This is a genomic window from Frankia sp. AvcI1 (genome assembly GCF_001420875.1).
Classification (GTDB): domain Bacteria; phylum Actinomycetota; class Actinomycetes; order Frankiales; family Frankiaceae; genus Frankia; species Frankia alni.
Window position 1 is genome coordinate 140876 of record NZ_LJFZ01000017.1, and the last position, 22634, is coordinate 163509.

Sequence of the window (22634 nt, forward strand, 5' to 3'; positions counted from 1 at the left end):
GCTGGCCGGTGTGGGCGTGCTGGCCGGTGTGGGCGTGCTGGCGGGGGTCGGCGAGCTGGCGGGTGCAGGCGAGGTAGAGCGCGGCGGCAGAGGCGCTGTAGGTGGCGCCGGAGACGGCGGCCACCCCCGGCAACCCTGTGTGGCGCAGCGCGACGACGAGCCCCAGCACCGTCGCCAGCGCCACCGGCACCTGCACGGCGAGCACCGTGCGCGCCGAGCGGAAGCCGAGCAGCACGTGGATGAGCAGGTAGTCGACCGACTGGGGGATGGCGGCGAGGACGAGGATCCGGGTGGTCGTGGCCGCCGGGGCGAAGTCGGCGCCGTACACCACCCGGATACCGAGCGGAGTGAGCAGCGCGACCGGCCCGGCGACGGCCGCGGCGATCGCGAGCGTGGCCAGGACCGCCCGGCGCACCGTGCGGGCCCGCGCCCGGGGGTCGACCATGGAGCGCAACCGGCTGAACACCACCATGCCCGTCGCCTGGCAGATGGTCGAGCAGGCGGTGGCGAAGGCGACCGCCACCCCGTAGAACGCCACCTCGTGAGCCGCCCGGAAGGCCGTGACCAGCAGCATGTCNAGCTTGTAGATGAGCTGGGCGCCGACGACCGTGCCGTAGGCCGCCAGCGCGCTGCGCACGAAGGCGCGCCGCGGCAGCAACGCGCCGATCCGCGGACCCCGCCCGGCCGGGCTCATCCTGGTGGGGCTCATCCTGGTGGGGCGGAGCACGAGCAGGTGGTAGCCGAGCGGGGGCACCAGCGCCGTGAGGGCCAGCGCCACCATCCACCGGCCGGGATCACCCACCCCGCTCGTGGCGAGCAGCACGAACGCGCCGAGCGTCGCCGCCGCCGGAACCACCCGCACGAGCTGGAACTCGCCGCCCATCCGCCCGCGGCGCTGGGCGAGCCCCGCCGCGTTCGACCCGACGATCGTGGCGGCGGCGAAGCAGCTCGCGCCCACCACGGCGACGGCGTCCCAGTGCACGTCGCCCCGGCGGGCGAGCGCGCCGGCCGCGGTGGCGGCGAACAGGGCGCCGCCGGCCGCCGCCACGACGCCCGCGTGCGCGAGCAGGGGACCGAGCAGGCCGTCGTCGTCCCCGTCGTCGGTGACCAGCGCCTGCGAGACCCCGAGACTGAGCACCATCGCGAGCATGCCGGCCCAGGTCTGCAGGGTGAGCAGCTCGCCGCGACCGGTCGGTCCCAGCGTCCGGGCGGCCAGGGCGCCGGTGGCGGTGCCCAGTACCAGGGTGGCGGCGTTGCCGGCGAGTACGGCGACGGTCGCGCGCGACAACCTGGCCGGCGGGTCGGGACGGCTCACCGCGGCCGCTCCGAGCGGCGCACGGCGGCGACCGCACGGTGGAACCCGTCGATCGAGGCGTCGAGGTCGATGTCCGGCACCGCCTTCTCCGACTCCAACGCCATCGTGGCGAGCAGGTCCGGCCGGCGGCGCAGCTCGTCGAGGATGCCGGCGAGCGCGCCGACATCACCGACGGGGTGGATCCGGGCGTTGCGGCCGGGGCGCACGTCGTCGGTCGGGCCGATCGACCCGACCCGGTCGCTGACCACCACCGGCAGTCCGCACAGCACCGCGTCCTTCACGGCCAGCGGATGCGGATCGCGCTGCGCCGGATGCACGTACAGGTCGCTGGCGGCGTACAGGCGGGGCAGGCGCTCCTGGTCGGCGAAGCCCACCACGCGCAGCGCGCCGTCGAGACCGGCGGCCGCCGCATCCAGGGCGGGCCGCAGCACCCCGTCGCCCGCCATGATCACGACGAGTTCCCGGGCGTCGGGCCGGCGAGGGGCGCGGGCGACGATCCGCAGGGCGTCGGCGACGTCCAGCGGGCGCTTCCGAGAGATCATCTTGCCGACGCACAGGGCGACCACCGCATCCGGGGCGATCCCGAGTTCGGCGCGGACGGCGGCGCGGTGGGCGGCCCGATCGGTCAGCGCCTTGTGCAGCGCGGCCTGCTCGGTGGGGTAGGGCGTGCGGAACATCCGCTCCCGCGGGACGCCGTAGTGGGCGAGATAGTCCTCGTTGTTGTCGCCGACGGTGAGAAACGCGTCGACCCGGCCGAGCAGCGGCGGCAGGGCGAGCCGCTTGGCGGCGCGCACGCGGGACGTACGGTGGCCGAGCAGCTCGCTGTCGCCCATCATCAGGGCGCCGACGCCGCGCCGGCGGGCCCAGGCGAGGGCCGCGAGCGAGCCGACGTGGCGGTAGCCGTGAACCAGCACGCAGTCGGGTCCCCGCCGGTCGAGCGCCGTCCAGACCCGGCCCGCCGCCCGGGTGCCGGCGACCGGCTGGCGCCATTCCGGTCGCAGCGGCAGATCGGCGACGAACTCGTGCTGGTAACCCTCGGTGATGTCCGGTCGCCAGTGCATCTCGGCGCCGAAGCCCCGGTCGAAGTAGCGGTCGAGGCCGGCGCGGGACAGGAACAGCACCCGCAGGTCCACCGGTCCCTCGCCGACGGCCCGATACAGCGGCGCGAAGTGCTGGATCGGGTGGGGCACGACAGCGGCGACGGTCGTCGGCCGGGAGGTGGACGTCATGGGCCTGCTGCGCCTCCTCGGGGCCGCCGAACCGAGCGGCGGGCTGTCGGGCTGTCGGGCTGCCGGGAACGTCAGTCTTCACGATGCGTATTCATTAATCAACGCACTGTAGATATGTGTCGTGGAACCGGTCCCGCGCCGGGCCCGCGGGAGCGGTCGTCGTGGCCGGGGCGGCGGGGCAGCCGGAGAATCGTGACTGTCCGTGATAGATGACGTCCATGCGTGTCGTCGTCGCCGGGGGAGCGGGCTTCCTCGGTAGTCATCTCTGTGAGCGACTCCTGGCCGGCGGGGCCGAGGTGATCTGCGTCGACAACTTCCTCACCGGCCGGCCGGAGAACGTCGACCCGCTGCGGGCGCTGGACGGCTTCCGGATGCTGCGCCGCGACGTCACCGGACCCGTCGACGTGGCCGGGCCGGTCGACACGGTGGTGCACCTGGCCTCCCCGGCCTCACCGGTGGACTACCGGGCGCTGCCGCTGGAGACGCTCGCGGTGGGTGCCTGGGGCACCCGCCGGCTGCTGGAGCTCGCCCGGCGCAAGGGGGCCCGGTTCGTGCTGGCGTCCACCTCCGAGGTGTACGGCGACCCGCAGGTGCACCCGCAGCCCGAGGGGTACTGGGGCCACGTCAACCCGGTGGGCCCGCGCAGCATGTACGACGAGGCCAAGCGCTTCGCCGAGGCGTTGACCACCGCGCACCGTGCCACCCACGGCACGCGCACCGGCATCGTGCGGATCTTCAACACGTACGGCCCCCGGATGCGCGCGGACGACGGCCGCGTGGTGCCGACCTTCATCACCCAGGCCCTGCGCGGCCGGNCGGTGACCGTGGCCGGCGACGGCTCGCAGACCCGCTCGCTGTGCTACGTCGACGATCTTGTGGGCGGGCTGGTCCGGATGCTCGACGCCGAGCATCCGGGGCCGGTGAACCTCGGCAGCCCGCGGGAGCTGTCGGTGTTGGAGCTCGCCCGGTTGGTCGTGGGGCTGTGCGGCGAGCAGGTGCCGATCGTCTTCGTCCCGCGGCCCCCGGACGATCCCAGCGTGCGCCGGCCCGACGTCACCCTGGCCGATGAGGTGCTCGACTGGCGGCCCGCGGTGGACCTGGCGGACGGGTTGGCCCGGACCGTCGGCTGGTTCCGGGAGCGGGCCGCCGGGCCGCCACCGACCCTCGTGCCGCGCCAGAGCGGGGCGCCGCGATCCTGGGCGGGCGGCGGCTGAGCGGACGGCCCGGCGATGTCCCGACCGGGAGCCGGTCGAGTTGTGTCGCCGAAGGTAATCGATCTGCTACAAATAGTGAATGACCTTTGCTGTTTCCCGTACTGCGGCAACCACCGGTCCGGGCGCGGGCGGAACCGCGGGCGGGCCGCTGCGCTGGCGCGCGGCCGGGCGGCTGGCCGCGGCGCTGCCCGATGTCCGCGGGCGCGACCGGGTGACCGGCTGGGTGCGCGGAACCCCCCGCTTCACCGGACCGGTGCACGGCCGGCTGACCAACGGCATGGCCTTCGAGCTGGCGGACTGCTGCGACGGGTCCGCCCGCGACCTGGTCGAGCTGTGCTACCGGCCGCCGGCCCTGGCCGCGGTCTTCGACACCGTCCTGCGCCCGGGCGACTGCTGCTATGACGTCGGCGCCAACATCGGCGTCTACACGCTCTGGGCGGCGGGCGCGGTCGGGCGGACGGGGGAGGTCCACGCCTTCGAACCGGTGCCCGAGCCGCGCGCGGTCCTCGCCGCGCTGGCCGCCCGCAACGGGCTGAGTCAGGTGCGCCCGACGGCGTGGGCGGTCGGTGCCACCACCGGGACCGTCGGGCTGCGCCGGCATCCCGGCGCCTCGGGGCTGACCCACCAGGTCCCGGCGGGCGACACGGCCGAGCTCACGGTGCCGACGACGACGCTCGACCAGCACGCGACCCGTCACCGGCCGCCCGACCTGATCAAGATCGACGTGGAGGGGTTCGAGCTCGAGGTGCTCCTCGGCGCCACGGAGCTGCTGCGCGCGCGGCGCCCCGCGGTGCTGCTGGAGATGCTGCCGAGCCACCTCGCCCGCCGCGGTGGCCGGGCGCAGGGCGAGCTGGTCGGCGTGCTGGCCGCGGCCGGCTATCGCCTGTTCAACCTGACCCGCCGGGGACTCGCCGGCCAGGGGGAGTTCTCCGCGAACGTGCTCGCGCTGCATCCCGGCTGGGCCCGGTTCGACCCCGTGGTCGCGGCCCTGCGCCGCACGCCGTTTCCCCGCAACCAGACGACATGAGCACGTGACCCGGCCCCGCTCGACCGCGCGAGCGGAGCACCGGACCGGGCCCGTCCGGTCGTGGGCGGCGGCCGCGGGGCGGCACCGTCCCGGCGGCGGGTCTCGGGTGGTGGCGACGGGGCGGCACCGGTCCGTGGACCGCGACCGCGGCTATCTCGCCGGGGTGCGGGCCACCGCCGCGACGAGCCTGGCCGTCACCGCGGCCGGCGCGGTGCAGGGCATCCTGCTGGCCCGCCTGCTCGGACCGGCCGGCCGCGGCGCCTACGCCATCGTGACGTCCTACGCGTCGGCCGCAGCCGCGGTGGGCGAGTGCGGTCTGACCGCGGCGATCTGCTTCTTCGTCGCCCGCCAGCCGGGACGGGCTCCGGACGTCGTGCGCACCGGCGGGGCGCTGCTGCTGGCCCTCGGCGTGGTGGTGGGCGTCGGCGGGTACCTCGCCGCCCCGTTGGTCCTGCCGCACGATCCCACGGCGGCCAGGGCCTTCGCGATCGTCTTCGCGGCCGAGCCGGTCATCTTCGTCTCGGCCTGCTGGGTCTTCGCGTTGCAGGCGACCCGACTGGCGGTGTGGAACCTGACCCGGGCCGTCCAGCCGCTGCTCCAGCTCGTCGGCGTCGGGGTGCTGGCGGTGACGGTCGGGCTCACCCTCGGCGGCACCGTGGCGTGTCTGCTCGTCTCGATCGCCGTCCAGGCGGTGTTCGCCGCGGTGCTGTGGCGCCTCGACGTCCCCACCCGCGGCCGGATCCGCCGCGACGAAGCNCGCCGGCTGCTGCGTTACGGCGCCGGGGTGTTCCTCTCGGCACTGCCCTACCTGCTCAGCGCCCAGCTCGACATCCTCATCCTCGCCCTGCTCGTCGAGCCCGCGCAGGTCGGTTACTACGCGGTCGCCGTGTCGATGAGCCTGATCAGCCAGCCGATCTGCGTCGCCTTCGGCAACGTCGCGATGCCCCGGCTGGCCCGCCAGTCCGCCGTGGCCGCCGGGGCTGCCGTGGCCGCCGGGGCCGGCGGGGCCGGCGCGCCTTCCGGGCCGCGGCGGACCGCGATGATCGCCGTGGGAGCGAGCCTGGCGTGCGGGATCGTCGCCGCGGGGGTGATGAGTGCGCTGGCCCCGATCGTCGTCCCGCGCGTCCTCGGTGCGCGGTACGGGCCGAGCGTCCACCTGCTGTGGCTGCTCGCGCCGGGGGCGGCCCTGCTCGGCTGCAACCGGGTCACCGACGACGTCCTGCGCGGCCTCGACCGCGCGCTGACCGTCGCGCGCTGTGAGGGGGTGGGCAGCGCGCTCACCGTGGTGGGCCTCGCGGTGCTGGTGCCGATCCTGGGCGTCGAAGGGGCGGCGATCGCGTCGACCGTCGCCTACACGGCGTCGTTCCTGCTGCTGTTCCGCGCGGTGCTGCGCGCGGTCGACGTGCCGGCCCGCACGGTGCCGGCGCGGGCGTACAGGCTGCTCGCGGCGCGCGCGGCGAGCAGGCGCCGGGTGGTGCCGCTGGGCGGCGGAAGGTGAGGCGATGGTGAGGCGGACGATGACCGACCACACGCGGCGCGGTGCTGCGCGGTCGGCTGCTCCGTCCGCGGGGGCGCCGTCCGCGGGGGCGCTGCGGGTCGGGGTCGTCGGCCCGGTGGGGCTCGACGACTTCGNCGACAACATCGTCGACTGCCTGCCCGATCTGGGGGTGCACGCGGTGGCGCTGGGCCCGGCGGTCCCGCTGCCTCGCCGGCGCTGGCTCGCCGGCGCGGCGCTGGTGGCGCGCACCGTCTCCGAGCGGCCGGACCAGCTTCATCAGCGCCGCCTCGTCGACCGGGTCGAGCGGGAGAACCTCGACGTGGTGCTCTCGGCCGATGCCCGCCTGCTGCCCTCGACCGTGCGGGCGCTGCGCCGGCGGGGGGTCCGGGTGGGCCTGTGGTTCCCGGACGCGGTGGTGAACCTGGGCCGCCAGTACCTGCTGATGGGGGACTACGACGCGCTGTTCCTCAGCGACCCGCTGCTGACCCGCCGACTGTCGGACGTCCTCGACCTGCCCGCCCGCTACCTGCCCGAGGCCTGCAACCCGGCGCGCCACCGTCCACCCGCGGCGGTGGCCGACGAGGCGCATGCGGTGTTCGTCGGCAACACCTACGGGGTGCGGGTCCGGCTCGTCCACCAGCTCCTCGACGCCGGGATCGCCGTGCGGCTGTACGGCCCGCCGCCGCCGCGCTGGCTGCGCGATCCGCGGGTGCTGGCCTGCCACACCGGCCGCTTCGTCACCGGGGCCGAGAAGGCCGCCGTCTTCCGCGGCGCCCTNGCCGTGATCAACGCGCTGCACCCGGCGGAGATGGAGAGCGTGAACTGCCGCCTGTTCGAGGCGACCGCCTGCGGTGCGACCGTGGTCTGCGAACGGCGCGCGGCGCTGCCCGACCTGTTCACCGAGGAGCGGNAGATCCTCGGCTTCACCGACTTCGCCGAGCTGACGGACCATCTGAAACGCTGCGCCGCCGACCGGGCCGGCGCCCGGGCGCTGGGCGACGCCGCCCGCGCGCGCAGCCACCGCGACCACACCTACCAACAGCGGCTCGACACTCTCCTTGGCGACCTGCTGTGATCGCCCGGCACCGCGGGCGGCCAAGCTCCGCCGACCGGGCCAGCTCGGCTGACGGGACCAGCTCGGCTGACGTGACCGGCTCCGCCGACCGGACCTGTCGCGCCGGGCTGCTGCTGCGGGCCAAGATCTCGACGGCCGGACTGCTGACGAGCCCGGCCGCGGGGGCGGTCGTGAGCGCCGCCACCCGTAACCGGATCCGCCATCACGGCGTCCGCTTCGACGTCACCGATGCGGTGTTCACCCCGCGGCAGCGGGCGGCACTGTTCTGGCGGCTCTACGAGACCGCCGAGATCGGGATGATCCACCGGTACGTGGGCCCCGCGGAGACCGTCGTCGAGCTCGGCGCGAGCCTCGGCATCACCGGCGCCCACATCGCCAGCCGCCTGGCTCCCGGCTCCCGCCTCGTCTGCGTCGAGGCCCACCCCGGCCTCGCCGCGGGCCTGCGGCGGCGGCTGGAGCCGCACACCGCCCACCTCACCCTCGACGTCGCCGCGTTGGCGATCACCGGTCGACCCGGCCCGGTCCTGTTCGACCTCGGCGCCACCACCCTCGGCTCACGTCTGCGCGACCCCGCCGCCACCACCACGGCACCCGCCACCACCACGGCACCCGCCACCACCACGGCACCCGCCACCGCCGCGCACGCCGCCATCGGGATCAGCGCGGTCCCAGTCGCCGGCGGGCCGGTGGCCGTGCCGGGGACGACACTGCGCCACCTGCTGGCCGACCGCCGGATCGACGCGTTCGACCTCGTCAGCGACATCGAGGGAGCCGAGGCGTCCTTCCTGCTGGGCGATCCCGGCGCGCTCGACGGCTGCCGTCGCGCCGTCCTCGAACTGCACGACACGGTCTTCGCCGGCCGCCGTGTCACCGCCGACGACCTGCTCGCCGCCGCCCGGGGACTCGGCTTCCGCGTCCTGCGCCGCCGCGGCGCCGTCGTCGCCCTCACCCGCGACCCCGTCTGATCCTGCGGTTCCGCGGAACCGTCCCGGTGCGGCGCAGACGCCAGCGCCGTGCGACGCGGCCGCGCGAACTTCCCGCTACGCAGACCGGCGACGAACGCCGCCCACTCTCGCAGCTCGAACAGCAACGCGGCCCCCGCCGGACCCCGGCCGTGGCGCACCGCCCCCCCGGGCCCTGCGAGCCTCGGACGTTCAGCTTCGCCAGGTGGACCAGCGGGCGGCTCGGGGTTCGTCGGGGAGCAGGCTGTCGGGCGGCGGGATGCGACCCAGCCCGTCGCGCAGCCCGTGCAGCGCGCAGCGCAGGCGGACGGTGCCGCCGCCGCGGACGGCGCCGGCCGCGGCGAGCCGGGGCAGCACCGCGACCAGCAGCCAGGCCGTCGTCAGCGCCACCTGCGGCGGCCGGGCGTGCAGGCGGGCGAACCACAGCCGGTTGCGCACGGTGTAGTAGGTGTAGCCGTCACCGGGAACCGTCCCGCCGCCGGCGTGCCAGGACTGGGCCGGGCTGACCAGTACCCGCCAGCCGGCCGCCCGGGCTCGGCGGCACAGGTCGAGATCCTCGTAGACGAGGAAGAAGCGGGTCTGCATCGGCGCGTCGCGCAGGCACGCCGCCCGGATGAACATCGTCGCCCCCGTCACCCACGGCACCTCGTCGGCTCCGTCCGTGGGGACGCGCCGGCGGCGGGGCACGGTGAGCACGGGGGTGAGCCCGTCCGCCCCGGGGTGCAGCCCGCCCGCGTTGACCAGGGTCGGGCCGACGATCCCCACGCCGGGGCGGGCCAGCAGGTCCAGGCAGGCGTCGACCGTGGCCGCCGTCAGGTGGACGTCGTTGTTGAGCAGCAGATAGGCCTGCGCCGACGGGTCGGCGGCGCAGCCGTGCCGGAAGCCGCCGCCGAAGCCCAGGTTGCCGGCCGGGACGAGCCACGACACCCCCGGATCGAGCCCGGCCGGGCGGGGGCGCCCGTCGTTCGCCACCACGACGATCCCGGCGATCCGGGTCAGGGCGGTGAGCGCGGCGGCGAGCTCCACCGTCGGCGTGACGGGTCCCCAGTGGACGATGACCGCGGTCGCCTTCACGCCCGGGCCTGCCGCAGGGCGACCGGCTGGTCCGGCGGCCGGGCGGCGGTCGGGACGGCCAGGGTCGACCAGGGCGCGACCACCAGCGGGCGGCGCCGCGCGGGCGGGATGTCCGCGTCGACGACGCGGTAGTCGTGGCGGGCGAGCAGCGCGCCGACCGCCTCGGCGTTCGGCGTCGCGACCTCGCAGATCAGCACCGGGCGCACCGCGGCGAGCAGATGGTTGGCGCCCGCGAGCACCGCCCGTTCGGCCCCCTCCACGTCGATCTTGACCACGTCGGGGGCCGGCAGGTCGGCGAGCAGGCCGTCGAGGGTGACGGTCGGGACCAGGTGCGTCGTACGCACTCCGCCCGCCTGGCTGCCGCCGAAGCCGGCGAGGTGGCTCGTCGCCCGGCTGCGGCGGGCCACCTGGAAACGTCCGACGCCGCTGGACGCGCCGACCGCCGCGGGCAGGATCTCCACCGCCGCCTGCTCCCGCGCTGGACCGGCGCCGCGGGCGGACAGCCGGGCCGAGCGACGCAGCAGGCTGACCAGCCACGTGTCCGGTTCGATTGCGACGACGGTTCCGCCGGGCGCGGCCGCCCGCGCCGCGGTGAACGTGAACAGGCCCAGGTTCGCGCCGACGTCCCACACGATGTGGCCGGGCCGGATCACCTCGGCGACGAGACCGGTGAGCATCGGATCGACGCGGGCGAGGCTCGGCCGCAGGTACTTCAACCCGCCCTCGCTGGACACGTAGATCCGGCTGGTCCGGTACGGCGGCGGCAGCCGGCGGGGCAGCACCACCCGGTGGGTGAGCTGCTCGGCGAGGCGACGCGCGGGCGGCCGGTGCGGCACGGTGCCCTCCTGGCGGGTGTGGTCGGCGCGGTCCGCCGTCGCGGGGATGGTCAGCGCGGCGGGTCGGCGTCGGTGTCGGCGCCGCGCGGCGCGGCGAGCGGCCGCGGGGTGCCCCGGGGATGCGGGACGGCGAGCTGCGGCGCGGTGGCCGTCCGGCCAGGGGCGGTGGACCGGTCGACGGGGTGGGCCTCGGCGCGGGCGGTCAGCGTCGCGTGCAGGTCGACGGGCAGCTCGGCGTCCACCCGGAACTCGGCGGTGGGGGCGGGGACCGTTCGTTCCCAGCCGGTTGCTCGCCGGGTCGTGCGCACGTGCCACCGGCCGGGGCCGCCGGCGCGCAGCAGCAGGCGCCGCCCGGCCGGGGTGGTGACGTCGAGGGCGGCGGGCTCGGGTGGGCCGCCGGGATCGGGCCGGCGGGCGGCGGCCAGCGTCACCCCGGGTGCGAAGTGGAACAGCACGGCAAGCTGGTGTCGGCCGCCGCCGCTGATCCGGTCGGTGACGGTGAGGCCGTCCGCGTCGAGCCGCCAGGTGCGCCAGTGGACGGGCCGGCCCGGCAGGTGGCGGTAGCCGTCGTGCCCGGCGGTCAGGGTCGCCACCCCGTCGCGGTGGCGCAGGGTGACCAGGGTGGGGCGGGCGCGGCGGCCCGCGCGGAACGCTCCCCAGACCTCGGTCGAATCGACGCCGTCGATGGTGACGGTGCTGTGGGCGGCGGAGCCGCGCTCGGCGTCGCGGCGTTGCCCGGGGGCGTAGGTCGAGGTGCCCACGTCGACGAGCAGCGGGCGGTCGTCCAGCCACAGCAGGAAGCCGAGGGTGTCCGCGTGCGCGTGCGCCGGCAGGTCGTCGGGGCAGGGCAGGCCGACGTCCGCGAGCAGATGCCAGCCACCGGCCGTGAGCGCCGCCAGCCCGCTGTCCGCCAGCAGCAGGCCGCCGGACCGGCCCCAACCCCCCGCGCCCGCGGCGGCCGGCACGCCGGGCCGGCCGGGAACGCCGGCGAGGCTGGTGATGCCGGTGGAGCTGGTGTTGCGGGTGATGCGGGTGGAGCTGGTGGCGTCGGCGAGGCCGGTGGCGCGGTCGGACGGGTCCACCTCGGGGCCGGGCGGGGGTGGCTGCGCCGGGACCGAGGGCAGCAGTCGGCGCAGCAGCTCGGGACGCACCGCAAACCCGTCGTTGAGCAGCGGCACCGTGCCGTCCGGACCGAGCACCGCGCCGAGCCAGGCCCGCATGCGGGTGATCGCGTCGAACAGCTCGGTCGGCACGGCCCACCCGCCCGCGGCGAGCAACCCGGCGACGTCGTCGAGGTCGGCGAGCACCTGGCAGTGGTAGGACGGAGACCGCTCGTAGTGGCCTCCGTCGTCGAGCACCTGTCGGCGCGTCTCGCGCACGAGCTGGTCGACCCGGCGGTGCAGCCCGCTCGGGTCGTCGGCGGCCACCGCCAGTGCGATCAGAGCCTTGATGTTCTTCACCAGGTGGTTGCCCCCGACGTCGGTCTCCAGGTGGATCCNCAGGAACGACCGGTGGACGCCCAGATCGGCGCGCAGCACGTCCCGCGCGGGGGTGTCTCGGGCCAGCATCGGGCCGAGCGCGCACAGCGTCCAGGCTCGCAGCGAGGCGACGTAGGGCGACCAGGCCACCGGATGACCGACGGCCACCGCCGTGCGCCAGCCGAGGTAGAGCCGCGCGAACAGGGNACGCTCCCGATCGCCGCCGGGCGCCAGCGCCCACGCCCAGTCCCAGTAGTGCAGGTGGTAACGCCACAGCAGCGGGGCTCCGGCCTGTTCCCAGTCCCAGCCCGCCAGATCGTCGTCCACGTCGCCGACGGGGTCGAGCGGGTCGGCGTGACNGAGCCGGCGGGCATGGCCGAGCAGGGTCAGCCGGCCGAGGGCGAGCTCGTCGACGGTCGGCCCCGCGGGTGGGCACGTCTCGTCCACGGCGACGAACCCGGCCGGCCACGACCCCGACGACGGGCGGCCGCGCAGCATCGTCACGGCCAGGCGGGGATGGCGGCGCAGCACGGCGCGCTGTCCGCGCAGCCGGGCGCGGGCGGCGACCTGACGTGGTCGCAGGCGTGCGACGGTGCGCAGGTAGCGAGCGAGATCCGTCGACGGGTTCATGCGCCGACCGGTCCCCTCGCGGCGCCGGCTGGTCCGACCGGACGGGCGGGGAGGGTGCGCTGCGGGGGCACCGGTGCTGCCCGCCTGGCGCCCGGCGCGGCCTGCGCGGCTGCGCTGTCCCTGCCGGATGCACCGGTACTGCTGGTACTGCTGGTACTGCCAGGGGTGCCGGTGCGGCCGAGTGCGCCGACGGTGAGTTCGTACCAGGCGTAGTAGAGGCAGAACAGCAGCCCCTGCCGACCGTCGCGCCAGCCGGCCCGCAGCAGGTACATGTAGCAGAACAGGGCCGCCGGTTTCGCCGGGACGAGCGGGAGGACGACCTCCTTGGCGACGGTGCGACCCAGCGGGCGGGTCGAGCCGCCGGGATGACGGATCTCGCTGCGGATGCGGGAGATCCGCTCGCGCAGGGCCGGCTGGGCCGCGCGGCGCTGCGCCTCCAGCTCGGCGTAGCGCACGTGCTTGTGCAGCCAGGCGGCGAGGCCCTTGCGGTCCTCGTCGATCAGGTCGGCAGCCAGGCGCGCGACCGGACCGGCCACGATGGCCCGCTCGCCGTAGCTGACACTGGCGTCGAAGGAGGCGGCCCGCCGGTCGAGCAGACGGGCCTGCCAGCTGTTGGCATACCNCCCGCTGTGGGCGATCCACCGGCCGTCGAACACGAGCCGGCGCCGCTGGCTGAAGGCGGCGCTGTCCTCCGTGCCCAGCCGTCGGGCGATCTCCGTGGCGAGCTCGGTCGAGACCCATTCGTCGCTGTCGAGGAAGAACACCCAGTCGTGGCTGACCTCCGGGGACATCATGGNCCGCTGACGCTGGCCCGCGTAGCCCTGCCAGGGGATGTGCCAGACCGTGGCGCCGGCGCGACGCGCGAGCTCGACCGTGCCGTCGGTCGAGCCGGAGTCGACGACGACGACCTGCGCGCACCAGCCGACAGAGCGGACCGCCCGGACGATGTTCGGTGCCTCGTCGCGGGCGAGGATGATCGCGGTCACCGGAACGGATCCCGGCGCGGGCACCGGGCCGACGGAGTGCTCCCCGGCGGCCCTGTCCACGCCGGCCCTGTCCACGCCGGCTGCTGCGTCCTGCCGGGCGGTGTCGTAGGGGACGGGCCAGCCCGAGCCGTCGCGGGCGGGCGGGGCCGGCCCACGGGAGTCGGCGGTGAGCGGCTGGCTTCGGGCGATCACAGCGCCGGTTCCTTCGCATCGAGCAGCCAGGTGAAGTAGTCCACGGGATCGAACGGGTTGCCGGGTTCGGGCTGCGGGGTCAGCGTGAGCGCGGCGTGCATCGCCGCCGCGAGGTCGTCGGCGGACTCGTCCCGGTACGGCACGAGCACCGGACCGGCGACCTCCGCGTTGTGCCCGGTGCCGCGGGCGATCACGGGCACACCGGCCAGCCGGGCCTCGGCGAGGGGATAGCCGAAGGACTCCGCCGTCGTCGGGTACAGCAGGGCGCCGGCCCGTCGCTGGTGGCCGCGCAGGGCGTCCGGGGTGAGCCGCCCGACGAAGCGCAGCGAGCGGCAGGCGGCGAGACCCTGCTCCCGGGCCTCCTCGTCGGTCGCCGTGACCACGATCGACACCGACGCGCCGGTCTGCTGGGCGACCATCGCGGCGGCGGTGTCGGCGAGGCGCAGCAGCCGGCCCATCGGCTTGAACGAGGCGAACAGCACCGGGCACAGGATCGCCCCGCGGACGCGTTCGTCTTCGCCGGGCCTCGCTGGCTGCGGGGACAGCGGGTGGGGCCGGACGACCAGGCGGTCGCCGAGGCGCGGCAGGGCGGTGCGGACCCGTTCGGCCATCGACGACGCCGGCACGACGACGACGTCGGCGCGACGGGCGAGCAGGCGCACGACCGGCGCGGCTCGGGCGATGTCGGCGGGCAGCCCGCGGGGCAGTGCCCGAACCTCGGCCGGTGTGAGGAAGTGCAGCGCGTTGCGCAGCAGCACCCAGCGTTCGCCCCGGGTGGCGAGGTACCCGACGTTGTTCAGGGCGACGGTGCGCCGGTAGCGGCCGAGGCGTTCGCGGCGGGCAAGCCAGCTCGGCGCGACGCGCCGGCCGCGGCCGATCAGGCGGACGCCGGCGCCGGGGCGCGGTGCCAGGAACCCGTCGAGCTCGGTCAGGAACCGCAACGCGCCGCCCATCTGCGCCCCCGCGCAGTCGACGAGAACCGGGCCGCTCGCCCCGCTCACGCGGGCATCCCGGCGGGCACCGCGGCGGGTGGGCCGGCGGCCGCGGTGCCCGCCGACCACCCGTCGCGGCGGGCGTAGAGGTATCCCGACGGGGCCCCGGCGAGATCCCGGACGCGGCGCAGGTCGTTGTCGAGCAGGGTCACCTCGAACCCGTGCCGGCGCAGCCGCGCGACGAGGTCGGCCGGATCGCCGAACCCGGGGTGCACCTCCATCACGAGCCTGCCGACCGCGTCCAGCCAGTCCGGCTCGCCGAACAGGGCGAACTCGGAGCCCTCGATGTCGAGTTTGAGCAGGTCCACCTGGTCGACGCCGCCGGACTCGAGCACCTGGGCCAGCGTCAGCCTCTCGACGTCGCCGTCCCAGTGGGTGGCGCCCTGGCGTGCCGCCGCGTCGGCGAACACCCCGGTCGACGGTCCGACCAGGGCGTGCAGGAGCTGGATGCGGTGGGAGACGCCGTTGGCGGCGGCATGGTTGACGAAGACGGAGGCGAAGCCGCGCTGCGCCTCGACGGCGATGACGTCTGCCCCCGCCCGGGCCGCCAGCACCGAGAACAGGCCCTGGTTCGCCCCCAGATCGACGACGATCTCACCGGCTGACGGCGCGAATCCGGGCAGCGCGTGGTAGACCCCGCGGCAGTACATCTCCCGGGCGCCGCCGAACGACCCGCCGGGCAGGGTGACCTGGACGCCGGGCAGCGGGCGGTAGGTGTGGCTGCCCCGGGCCATGGCTCGGTCGGCGGCGTCGAGGGTGCCGGTGCGCAGGACGGCCGTGGCGTGGCGGACGATCGCGGCGGCGAAGCGCACGGCCGTGGGGCCGCCTGCCACGGCGGCGACGGCGCGGACGTCGCCGATCAGCCGGCGAAGACGGTCGGGCCGGCGGACGGCCCGGGCCACCGGGGCGGGGCGGCCGGCGGCGCGGCGGTCCGCGGCGGCCTGCTCGGCGATGCCGACCCCGAACGGTCGCGGCCGGTGGTCGAGGTCGCGCAGGGCGGGTCCGATGTCGAAGGCCTTGTCCTCGGCGAGGCGGGCGATCTGCTCGGCCCGCAGCCGCGGCGCGCCGACGCGGCGTTCGTAGGCGCGGGCGGCGGCGAGGACCGGGCGGGCCGGCACCGGCACGCAGTACACCCGGCGGCCCTCGGCCGCCGCGGCCGCGGCGACGATCTGGCCCAGTGACAGCGCCCGCGGACCGGCGACGTCGTAGCCGCGGCCGACCGCCGCGTCGGCGCTCAGCGCCCGCAGCACGGTCGCGGCCAGGTCGTCGACGTGCACCGGCTGGTGCAGCCGCCGGCCGCCGCCGGGCAGCGGCAGAACGGGAACGCGGCGTACCAGCGCGAGCAGCCGGGCCATGTTGCGGTCGTCCGACCCGCCGTAGATCATCGTCGGGCGGATGATCGTCCACTCCAGCCCGCTGGTCTCGATCGTGTGCTCGGCCGCGATCCGCACGCGCTTCGACGGCGGGTCGAGCGCGGTGAAGATCCCGGTGGTGGACAGGAACACCGCGCGGCGGATGCCCGCCGCCCGGGTCGCGGACACGATCGCGTCGGCGTGGCCGAAGCCGAGGGAGGCGAGGTTGAGCAGGACGGCACAGTCCGCCGCGGTGAACGCCGCGCTCAGCCCCGCCGGATCGTCGAGGTCGCCGGCGACGGCCGCCGCTCCCTGCCGGCGCAGCGCCGCCGCGGCCGTGGCGCTGCGGGCCAGCCCGACGACCTCGTGACCCTGCGCGAGCGCGCGTGGCACCACCCGGCTGCCCAGGAAGCCCGTCGCGCCGGTGACGAGAATCCTCATGCCAACGCCTCCGGTCCGGGTGCCGTCGCCGGCCGCGGCCCGGTGGGGGCCCGGTGCGGGGCGGGCGCCGCGGCCCNCTGCGCCGGGACCGGCGCGTCCGGTGCGTCTGGTGCGTCCGGTGCACCGGTGCTCCGCCCGGCGCCGCCGGGGCGGGCCGGTTCGTCGGGGTCGAACAGCAGTTGGCGGTACTGCCGGGCGAGGGCGTCGCGGTCGAAGTGCCGCTCGACGTGCGCCCGGCCGGCGCGCCCCATCCGGGCCCGGCGGTCTGGGTCCGCGGCCAGCTGCGCGACGGCGGTGGCCAGCGCCGCGGGATCTTCCGGGGGGACGACGACCTGCCCGGCGGCGGTGAGGATCCGAGCGGCCTCGCCGCGCACCGCGCCGATCACCGGCCGACCGGCGGCGAGAAGCTCGAACATCTTCGACGGGATGAACACGTCGAACATCGGCACGTTCCGCAGCGGCACCACGCAGAGGTCGGCGGCCGCGACGACTCCCGGCACCTGCTCGCGGGGCACGCTGTCGTGCAGCACCGTGTTCGCCAGTCCCAGGTCGCGGACGTGCTCGGCGAGCCGGCGTCTGTCGGCGCCCTCCCCGACGAAGGCGAACCGGATCCGCGTCTCGCCGGGTTGGGCGNGGCCGGGTCTGGCGTCCTCGAGCCTGGTGTCCTCGAGCCGGGCGGCGGCGTCGGCGACCGAGGTCAGGCCGTGCGAGATGCCGTGGGCGCCGATGTAGAGCACGAGCGTTTCCGGGCCCGGCGCGCCCAGCCGCGCGCGCAGGCCGGCCGGGGCGACGGTGTCGGGGTGGAACCGGTCGAGGTCGACGCCGTTGCGCACGACGTGCACCTTGTCCGCCGGGATGCCGCGGCGGACGATGTCGTCGCGGAAGCCCTCGGTGACCGTGACCACGGCGTCGGCGGCGCGATAGGCGGCCAGTTCGAGGCGTTCGAGCAGGCCGAGGACGCGCGGGTCGGTGATGACGCCGAGCTGTTCGAAGATGGCGGGCCACAGGTCGCGCACCTCCACGACCAGCCGGGCCCGCCGCAGCCGGGCGAGCAGCCACGCCGAACCCAGCGGGAAGAAGGTCGGCGAGGACACCACGACCACGTCGCACGGGCCGGTCCGCCGGCCGCCCAGCAGGACGCTCGAGACCATGAACGACAGGTGGGACAGCGTCTTGCGGACCACGCCCTCGTTGGGGGTGGCGTACAGCCGGGTCCGCACGACGCGGTAGCCGTCGACCCGCTCGGTGCGCAGCCAGGCACCGCGGTACTCGGGTGGGATCACCCCGGTGGGATGGTTCGGCATCCCGGTGAGCACGGTGACGTCGAGGCCGTCGGCCGCCCACGCTCGGGCCGTCTCCGACAGCCGCGCTTGCGGCGCGCCGATCTCCGGAGGGAAGTAGTGCGTCACCACCAGGACGCGGNGACCGGGCAGGGTGGACACGGAGTACGACCTCCAGCCGTCGACGACCTATCGCTAAAAGTAGCGTAGTACTCACTTGGAGTGATTATCGGTAGTGTGACCGTCCGCGTGTCGCGGCGACCTCGTCCCAGGCGGGCTGCCCGAGCGGCAGCCGGAAGCCCCGCGCGTCGAGCCAGCCCCGCTCCTGCCCCTGGCCGAACAGCAGCAGCTCCNCCCGGCGGCACGCGGCGCTCAGCGGCGGCAGCCACTGCCCGGTCGGCTCGGCGGCGCGCAGCAGCCCCCGGACCGCTCGCGCCGGCAGCGGGTGCAGCGGCCGGCCCGGCGCGAACGTCTCGTAGAGGCTGCGCACGGTGTGCCCCTCGTAGGGGTGGGACACCACCAGGGGTGCGCCGTCCGCCGCCAGGATCGCGGCGACCGCCGCGCCGACGTTGCCGATCAGTGCAACTGGCACGGGCTGACCGCCGTCTCCGCACGTCACCAGGGGCCAGCGCCGGCAGAACGCGGCGAAGGCGGTCGTCATCCGCCGTCCCGAGCCGTGCACGGAGGGGGGTCGGTAGAGGGTCACCGCGACGCGGCCGGCGGCCGCCGCGTCGCGCAGGAGCTGCTCGCCGAGGGTCTTCGACCGGGCATAGGGGTTCACGGGCGCGTAGCGGAGACTTTCGTCGAGCCGGTCGACCCGGCCCTGCACCGCCGCGGTGCTGACGTGGACGAGCCGGGGCACCCCCGCCCGCTCGCAGGCGTCCGCGAGCAGCCGGGGCCACGCGGCGTTGCCCCCGACGAGCTCGGGTGACAGGCGCGCCGCCGACACCGCCACCCCCGCGGCGTTGACGACCGCCCCGACACCGTCGAGCTCGGCGGCGAGCCCTGGCAGATGGGGCCGGTACGCGCGCTCGGGGACCCCGGTCAGGGCCTCGCCGTCGACCGCCAGCCGGCGCGCCGGACGGGGCAGCACCTCATGGCCGGCGGCGGCGAGCGCCGCCGCGCACGCGGCGCCGATGAAGCCGGTGGCGCCGAACAGGGCGACCCTCGTCATCGGGTCGTCCCCGGCGCCGCCCGACGGCCCGGCTCGTCGTCGGTCCGCCGCTGGGTCGGCAGCCGGGCGGGCTGGCGAGGCGGTGGCGTGGCGGGGCGAGTCGGGCGCGGGCGGGCCGCGGTACGGCCGCGCCGTGCCGCCCACCGAGGCGCGCGGAGGTAGGCCAGCAGCACCAGTCCCGCGGCGCCGTCCGCGGCGAGCCGACCGGGCAGGGGGCCGAAGGCGGCCAGCGACAGCACGACGAGCACCGCCGTCGTGGCGCCGACGAGGCCGGTGACCCGCACGTGCGACCAGCCGGCGATGGTCAGCCGCTGGTAGGCGTGCGAGCGGTGCGGGGAGTACCACTGCTCCCCGGCTCGGATCCGTCGCGCCAGCGTGGCGGTGGTGTCCGCCAGATAGAGCGCGCACGGGGCAAGCGCCGACTCCGGCGGGACGCCGGCCAGCACCGCCTGCACGGCGAGCACGGCGAGCACGGCCCCCAGCGCGTAGCTGCCGACGTCGCCGAGGAAGACCCGGGCCCGGGGGAAGTTGAACGGCAGGAAGCCGAGCGCCGAGGCGGCGACGAGGATCCCGCCGGCGGTCAGCGTGGGCAGGTCCCGCGCGGCGCCGAGGGCCGCGAAGGCCCCGCCCGCCAGCGCCGCCGTGACCGCGGAGATGCCGTTGATCCCGTCCATGAAGTTGAAGACGTTGACGAAGCCGGTGATCCAGACGGGCGCCGCGACGGTCACCAGCAGGACCAGGAGCAGGCCCGGTGCCGCGTCCCCGAGCACGGCGCCGAGCACCGCCATCGCCGCGACGACGAACGACGTGGCGGTGTGCAGGGCGAGCCGCCGCATCGCGGTGACCCCGCCGATGTCCTCGGCCAGCCCGATCAGCCCGAACAGGGCCGCAGCCGCGGTCAGCGGCAGCAGGTCGGGGGAGTCGGCGCCGCCCTGGGTGAGGACCAGGACGAGGACGCCCGCGAAGAGGCCGAGCACCACGGCGATGCCGCCGCCGCGGGGGGTCGGTGCCTGGTGCGAGGAGCGCGCCGTGACCTCGTCGATGGCGGCCAGGCGCCGCATGCAGACGAGGACGATCGGGGTCGCCGCCAGGGTGACGATGCACGCGGCGGCCGGCGCTCCCAGCATGCCGTTCCTCCGGCTCTGACACGTCGGGTGGAGTACGAGCGGCGTACATCGCTTAATGTAATGCATCAACTACACTACGCAGCAGGATGCGGGGTGCGGGTGTCCCGCGCGGCCGCCCCCCGGCCGCCACCGGCCGGGAACCGGGCTCGCCGACGCTCACCGGAGGCCGGAGGTTCGCGCGATGAAACAGGTGGTCCAGGCGGCATCCGGGGGAGCGGTGCGGGTGCTCGACGTGCCCGTGCCGGTCATCGGCCCGACCGAGGTGCTGGTGGCGACGGCGGCGACGATCGTGTCGGCCGGCACCGAACGGGCCGTCACCGAACTCGCCCGCGCCGGTCTGCTGGCCAAGGCCCGGGCCCGCCCCGACCTGGTGCGCAAGGTGACGGAGAAGGCCCGGACCGACGGCCTGGTNCCGGCGGCGCGCTCGGTGCGTGACCGGCTCGGCAGTGACGTGCCGCTCGGCTACAGCGGCTGCGGCCGGGTCGTCGAGGTCGGCGCGGCGGTCGCCGGCATCCGCCCCGGTGACCTCGTCGCCACCGGCGGCGCCGGTCGGGCCAACCACGCCGAGTTCCAGGCCGTGCCCGGGCTGCTGTGCGCGCGGGTACCCGACGGGGTGGAGCCCGCGGCGGCGGCGTTCGCCACCATCGGGTCCATCGCCCTGCACGGGCTGCGTCTCGCCGAGGTCGGGCCGGGATCCAAGGTCGTCGTCGTCGGCCTGGGCCTGGTCGGCCAGCTCGCCGCCCGGCTGGCGCTGGCCAGCGGCTGCGAGGTGGCCGGCATCGACCTGGCGAAGCTGCCGCTGACGACCGCCGCGGCGGTCGGCGTGCACGCGCTCGCCGAGGTCGGCGAGGCCACCACGGCCGCGGTGCGGGCCTGGAGTCGGGGCCGTGGGGCCGACGCGGTACTCGTCTGCGCGGCCGGCCGCTCGGCGGAGCCGGTGATGCGGGCGACCGCGCTGGCCCGCGACCGTGCGCAGATCGTCGTCGTCGGCGACGTCGGGCTGGGCCTGCTGCGCGCGCCGTTCTACGACAAGGAGCTCACCCTGCGCTTCGCCCGCTCCTACGGACCGGGACGCTACGAGCGCGAGTACGAGGACTGGGGGGTCGACTACCCGGCCGGCCAGGTGCGCTGGACCGAGGGGCGCAACCAGGAGGCCGTGCTCGACCTGCTCGCCGCGGGCCGGCTGCGCGTCGACGACCTGGTCACGCACGCCTTTCCCATCGACGCGGCGCCGCGGGCCTACGAGCTCGTCGCGGGCCGCGGCGAGCCGTACCTGGGCATCCGGCTCGACTACCCGGACGAGGCCCCCGCCCTGCCGGCGAGCCGCCGGCCCGCGGACGACACGGACGGGTCCGCCGCGCCGCCGCGCCCCCGGCCCCGGCCCCGCGTGGGGCTGCCGCGCCAGCGTGGAGTGGCGGCGGGGCGCCGCGGCAGCCGGGTGGGCTGGATCGGCGCCGGAACGTTCTCCGGGGCGGTGCTGCTGCCCGCCTTCCGAGCCGCCGGGTTCGACCAGTTCGTCACCGTCGCCTCCGCCGGCGGTCGCTCGGCGCGGTCGTTCGCCGACCGGCACGGGTTCGCCGGGGCGGTGGCCGGCGCCGACGCCGTCCTCGACGACGACGACATCGACGTCGTCGTCATCGCCACGCCGCACGCCACGCACGCGGGGCTCGCCGCCCGGGCGTTGGAACGGGGGCGGCATGTGTGGTGCGAGAAGCCGCTCGCGCTCAGCTTCGACGAGCTGGAGCGGGTGGAGAAGGCGGCGGCGGCCGGCGGCGGCGTGCTCGTCGTCGGCTTCAACCGGCGCTTCTCGCCCCCGGTCCGCGCCGCCCGCGCGGCCCTGGCGGCGCGGACCGGGCCGCTGTCCACCGTCTACCGGATCGCGGCCGGCGCGGTACCGGCCAGCCACTGGTACAACGACCGGGTCCAGGGGGGTCGCCTGCTCGGCGAGGTGTGCCACTTTCTCGACACCTGTGCGGCGCTCGCCGGCAGCGAGGTCGAGGCGGTCGCGGCACTCGCCGGGCGGGAGGCCGAGCTGCTGCTCGCCCCCGACCTGGCGGTGTCGCTGCGGCACGCCGACGGGTCGCTGTCGACCGTCGCCTACAGCTCCGCCCGGCCCCGCGGAGCCCGTAAGGAACAGATCGAGGCCCTCGCCGGCAGCCGCCTCGTCCGTATCGACGACTACCGGGAGCTCGTCGTCGACGGCCGGTCGGTGTGGAAGGGGGCCCAGGACAAGGGTCACCGCGACGCCGCGGCGGCCTTCCTGCGGATGTGCCGCGGCGGCGACGCCGCGGTGACCGCGGAACTGCTCGCGTCCAGCCGGGCCACCCTCGCCGCCGCCGACGCGCTCGGCGTCGAGGCGGTGTGCAGCCTCGGCGACCCGCGGGTCTGACTGAAACCGATTCTTCGCGACGACGACGACGACGACGACCGCCGCCGCCGGTCCGCCCCGGCGAAAGAAAGGATGAGGACGTGCCGCGTGCGCTGATTACCGGGATTACCGGTCAGGACGGGTTGTATCTGGGTGAGTTGTTGACCGCGAAGGGTTATGAGGTGTTCGGGTTGNTTCGGGGGCAGTCCAACCCGAAGGTGGCGGTGGTGGAGCGGTTGGTGCCGGGTGTGGTGTTGTTGGAGGGTGATCTGACGGATCTTCCGTCGTTGATCGGTGCGGTGGAGATCTCGCAGCCGGACGAGGTGTACAACCTGGGGGCGATCTCGTTCGTCGGGCTGTCGTGGAAGCAGGCGGAGCTGACGG

General features: G+C 76.0%; 13 protein-coding genes and 12 pseudogenes. 12 read left to right on the plus strand and 13 right to left on the minus strand.

Features of this window, described 5'->3' with window-relative positions:
* Positions 1–577, minus strand: a pseudogene (locus UK94_RS57070) (hypothetical protein); the annotation flags it as partial.
* Between the two features lie 734 nt (positions 578–1311).
* Complete coding sequence (locus UK94_RS18420) at positions 1312–2544, minus strand: glycosyltransferase family 4 protein (RefSeq protein WP_011603211.1); 1233 nt, start codon at positions 2542–2544, stop codon at positions 1312–1314.
* A gap of 218 nt (positions 2545–2762) precedes the next feature.
* Between UK94_RS18420 and UK94_RS57075 the strand changes: the two genes are divergently transcribed.
* From UK94_RS57075 to UK94_RS18445, 8 genes and pseudogenes are all read left to right on the plus strand, one after another.
* Positions 2763–3359 (plus strand): NAD-dependent epimerase/dehydratase family protein (locus UK94_RS57075; RefSeq protein ID WP_235488543.1); only part of this gene is annotated, 597 nt, incomplete at its 3' end.
* Between the two features lies 1 nt (position 3360).
* A pseudogene (locus UK94_RS57080) lies at positions 3361–3758 on the plus strand (GDP-mannose 4,6-dehydratase); the annotation flags it as partial.
* A 79-nt stretch (positions 3759–3837) separates the two neighbouring features.
* Positions 3838–4785 carry an FkbM family methyltransferase gene (locus UK94_RS18430; RefSeq protein WP_011603213.1) on the plus strand — a complete coding sequence of 316 codons (948 nt, stop codon included), beginning with the start codon at positions 3838–3840 and terminating at the stop codon, positions 4783–4785.
* Between the two features lie 163 nt (positions 4786–4948).
* Positions 4949–5541: pseudogene (locus UK94_RS57085) on the plus strand (polysaccharide biosynthesis protein); the annotation flags it as partial.
* Between the two features lies 1 nt (position 5542).
* Positions 5543–6283, plus strand: a pseudogene (locus tag UK94_RS57090) (polysaccharide biosynthesis C-terminal domain-containing protein); the annotation flags it as partial.
* Between the two features lie 781 nt (positions 6284–7064).
* Positions 7065–7193, plus strand: a 129-nt coding sequence (locus tag UK94_RS57095; RefSeq protein WP_268761444.1) for a glycosyltransferase, incomplete at its 3' end; no start/stop codon positions are given.
* 1 nt (position 7194) lies between these two features.
* A pseudogene (locus UK94_RS57100) lies at positions 7195–7358 on the plus strand (glycosyltransferase); the annotation flags it as partial.
* Positions 7359–7429: 71 nt separating this feature from the next.
* Positions 7430–8323: an FkbM family methyltransferase gene (locus tag UK94_RS18445; RefSeq protein ID WP_011603216.1), complete on the plus strand. Its 894-nt coding sequence runs from the start codon at positions 7430–7432 to the stop codon at positions 8321–8323.
* A 189-nt stretch (positions 8324–8512) separates the two neighbouring features.
* On the opposite strand, the gene UK94_RS18450 is transcribed toward UK94_RS18445, so the two are convergent.
* The 11 genes and pseudogenes from UK94_RS18450 to UK94_RS18490 all read right to left on the minus strand — a co-directional run bounded on the left by UK94_RS18450 (position 8513) and on the right by UK94_RS18490 (position 19882).
* The gene (locus tag UK94_RS18450; protein ID WP_011603217.1) at positions 8513–9394 is read right to left on the minus strand and encodes a glycosyltransferase; all 882 of its coding nucleotides are present in this window, start codon (positions 9392–9394) and stop codon (positions 8513–8515) included.
* Positions 9391–10230: an FkbM family methyltransferase gene (locus tag UK94_RS18455; RefSeq protein ID WP_011603218.1), complete on the minus strand. Its 840-nt coding sequence runs from the start codon at positions 10228–10230 to the stop codon at positions 9391–9393. The genes UK94_RS18450 and UK94_RS18455 overlap by 4 nt, the downstream gene beginning before the upstream one ends.
* A gap of 50 nt (positions 10231–10280) precedes the next feature.
* Complete coding sequence (locus tag UK94_RS57110; protein ID WP_313949543.1) at positions 10281–11690, minus strand: alginate lyase family protein; 1410 nt, start codon at positions 11688–11690, stop codon at positions 10281–10283.
* A gap of 1271 nt (positions 11691–12961) precedes the next feature.
* Positions 12962–13134: pseudogene (locus UK94_RS57120) on the minus strand (glycosyltransferase family 2 protein); the annotation flags it as partial.
* Between the two features lies 1 nt (position 13135).
* Positions 13136–13516 (minus strand): annotated as a pseudogene (locus tag UK94_RS76220) (glycosyltransferase family 2 protein); the annotation flags it as partial.
* Complete coding sequence (locus tag UK94_RS18470) at positions 13513–14517, minus strand: glycosyltransferase (RefSeq protein ID WP_041940328.1); 1005 nt, start codon at positions 14515–14517, stop codon at positions 13513–13515. The gene UK94_RS18470 and the pseudogene UK94_RS76220, both read right to left, overlap by 4 nt.
* Positions 14514–16301, minus strand: a complete 1788-nt coding sequence (locus tag UK94_RS18475) for an FkbM family methyltransferase (RefSeq protein WP_055750818.1) — start codon at positions 16299–16301, stop codon at positions 14514–14516. The genes UK94_RS18470 and UK94_RS18475 overlap by 4 nt, the downstream gene beginning before the upstream one ends.
* Positions 16302–16378: 77 nt before the next feature.
* Positions 16379–16934: pseudogene (locus UK94_RS57130) on the minus strand (glycosyltransferase); the annotation flags it as partial.
* A 1-nt stretch (position 16935) separates the two neighbouring features.
* Positions 16936–17713: pseudogene (locus tag UK94_RS57135) on the minus strand (glycosyltransferase family 4 protein); the annotation flags it as partial.
* 222 nt (positions 17714–17935) lie between these two features.
* A pseudogene (locus UK94_RS18485) lies at positions 17936–18755 on the minus strand (NAD-dependent epimerase/dehydratase family protein); the annotation flags it as partial.
* Complete coding sequence (locus UK94_RS18490; RefSeq protein ID WP_157734324.1) at positions 18752–19882, minus strand: glycosyltransferase family 4 protein; 1131 nt, start codon at positions 19880–19882, stop codon at positions 18752–18754. The gene UK94_RS18490 and the pseudogene UK94_RS18485, both read right to left, overlap by 4 nt.
* A 181-nt stretch (positions 19883–20063) precedes the next feature.
* Between UK94_RS18490 and UK94_RS57140 the strand changes: the two are divergent.
* The 4 genes and pseudogenes from UK94_RS57140 to UK94_RS18500 form a co-directional block, all read left to right on the plus strand.
* Positions 20064–20293, plus strand: a pseudogene (locus UK94_RS57140) (oxidoreductase); the annotation flags it as partial.
* A gap of 529 nt (positions 20294–20822) precedes the next feature.
* Positions 20823–22271, plus strand: a complete 1449-nt coding sequence (locus tag UK94_RS18495; protein ID WP_235488580.1) for a Gfo/Idh/MocA family oxidoreductase — start codon at positions 20823–20825, stop codon at positions 22269–22271.
* 80 nt (positions 22272–22351) lie between these two features.
* A partial coding sequence (locus UK94_RS57145) for a GDP-mannose 4,6-dehydratase (RefSeq protein ID WP_235488584.1) occupies positions 22352–22444 on the plus strand: 93 nt, incomplete at its 3' end.
* 1 nt (position 22445) lies between these two features.
* Positions 22446–22634 (plus strand): annotated as a pseudogene (locus UK94_RS18500) (GDP-mannose 4,6-dehydratase); the annotation flags it as partial.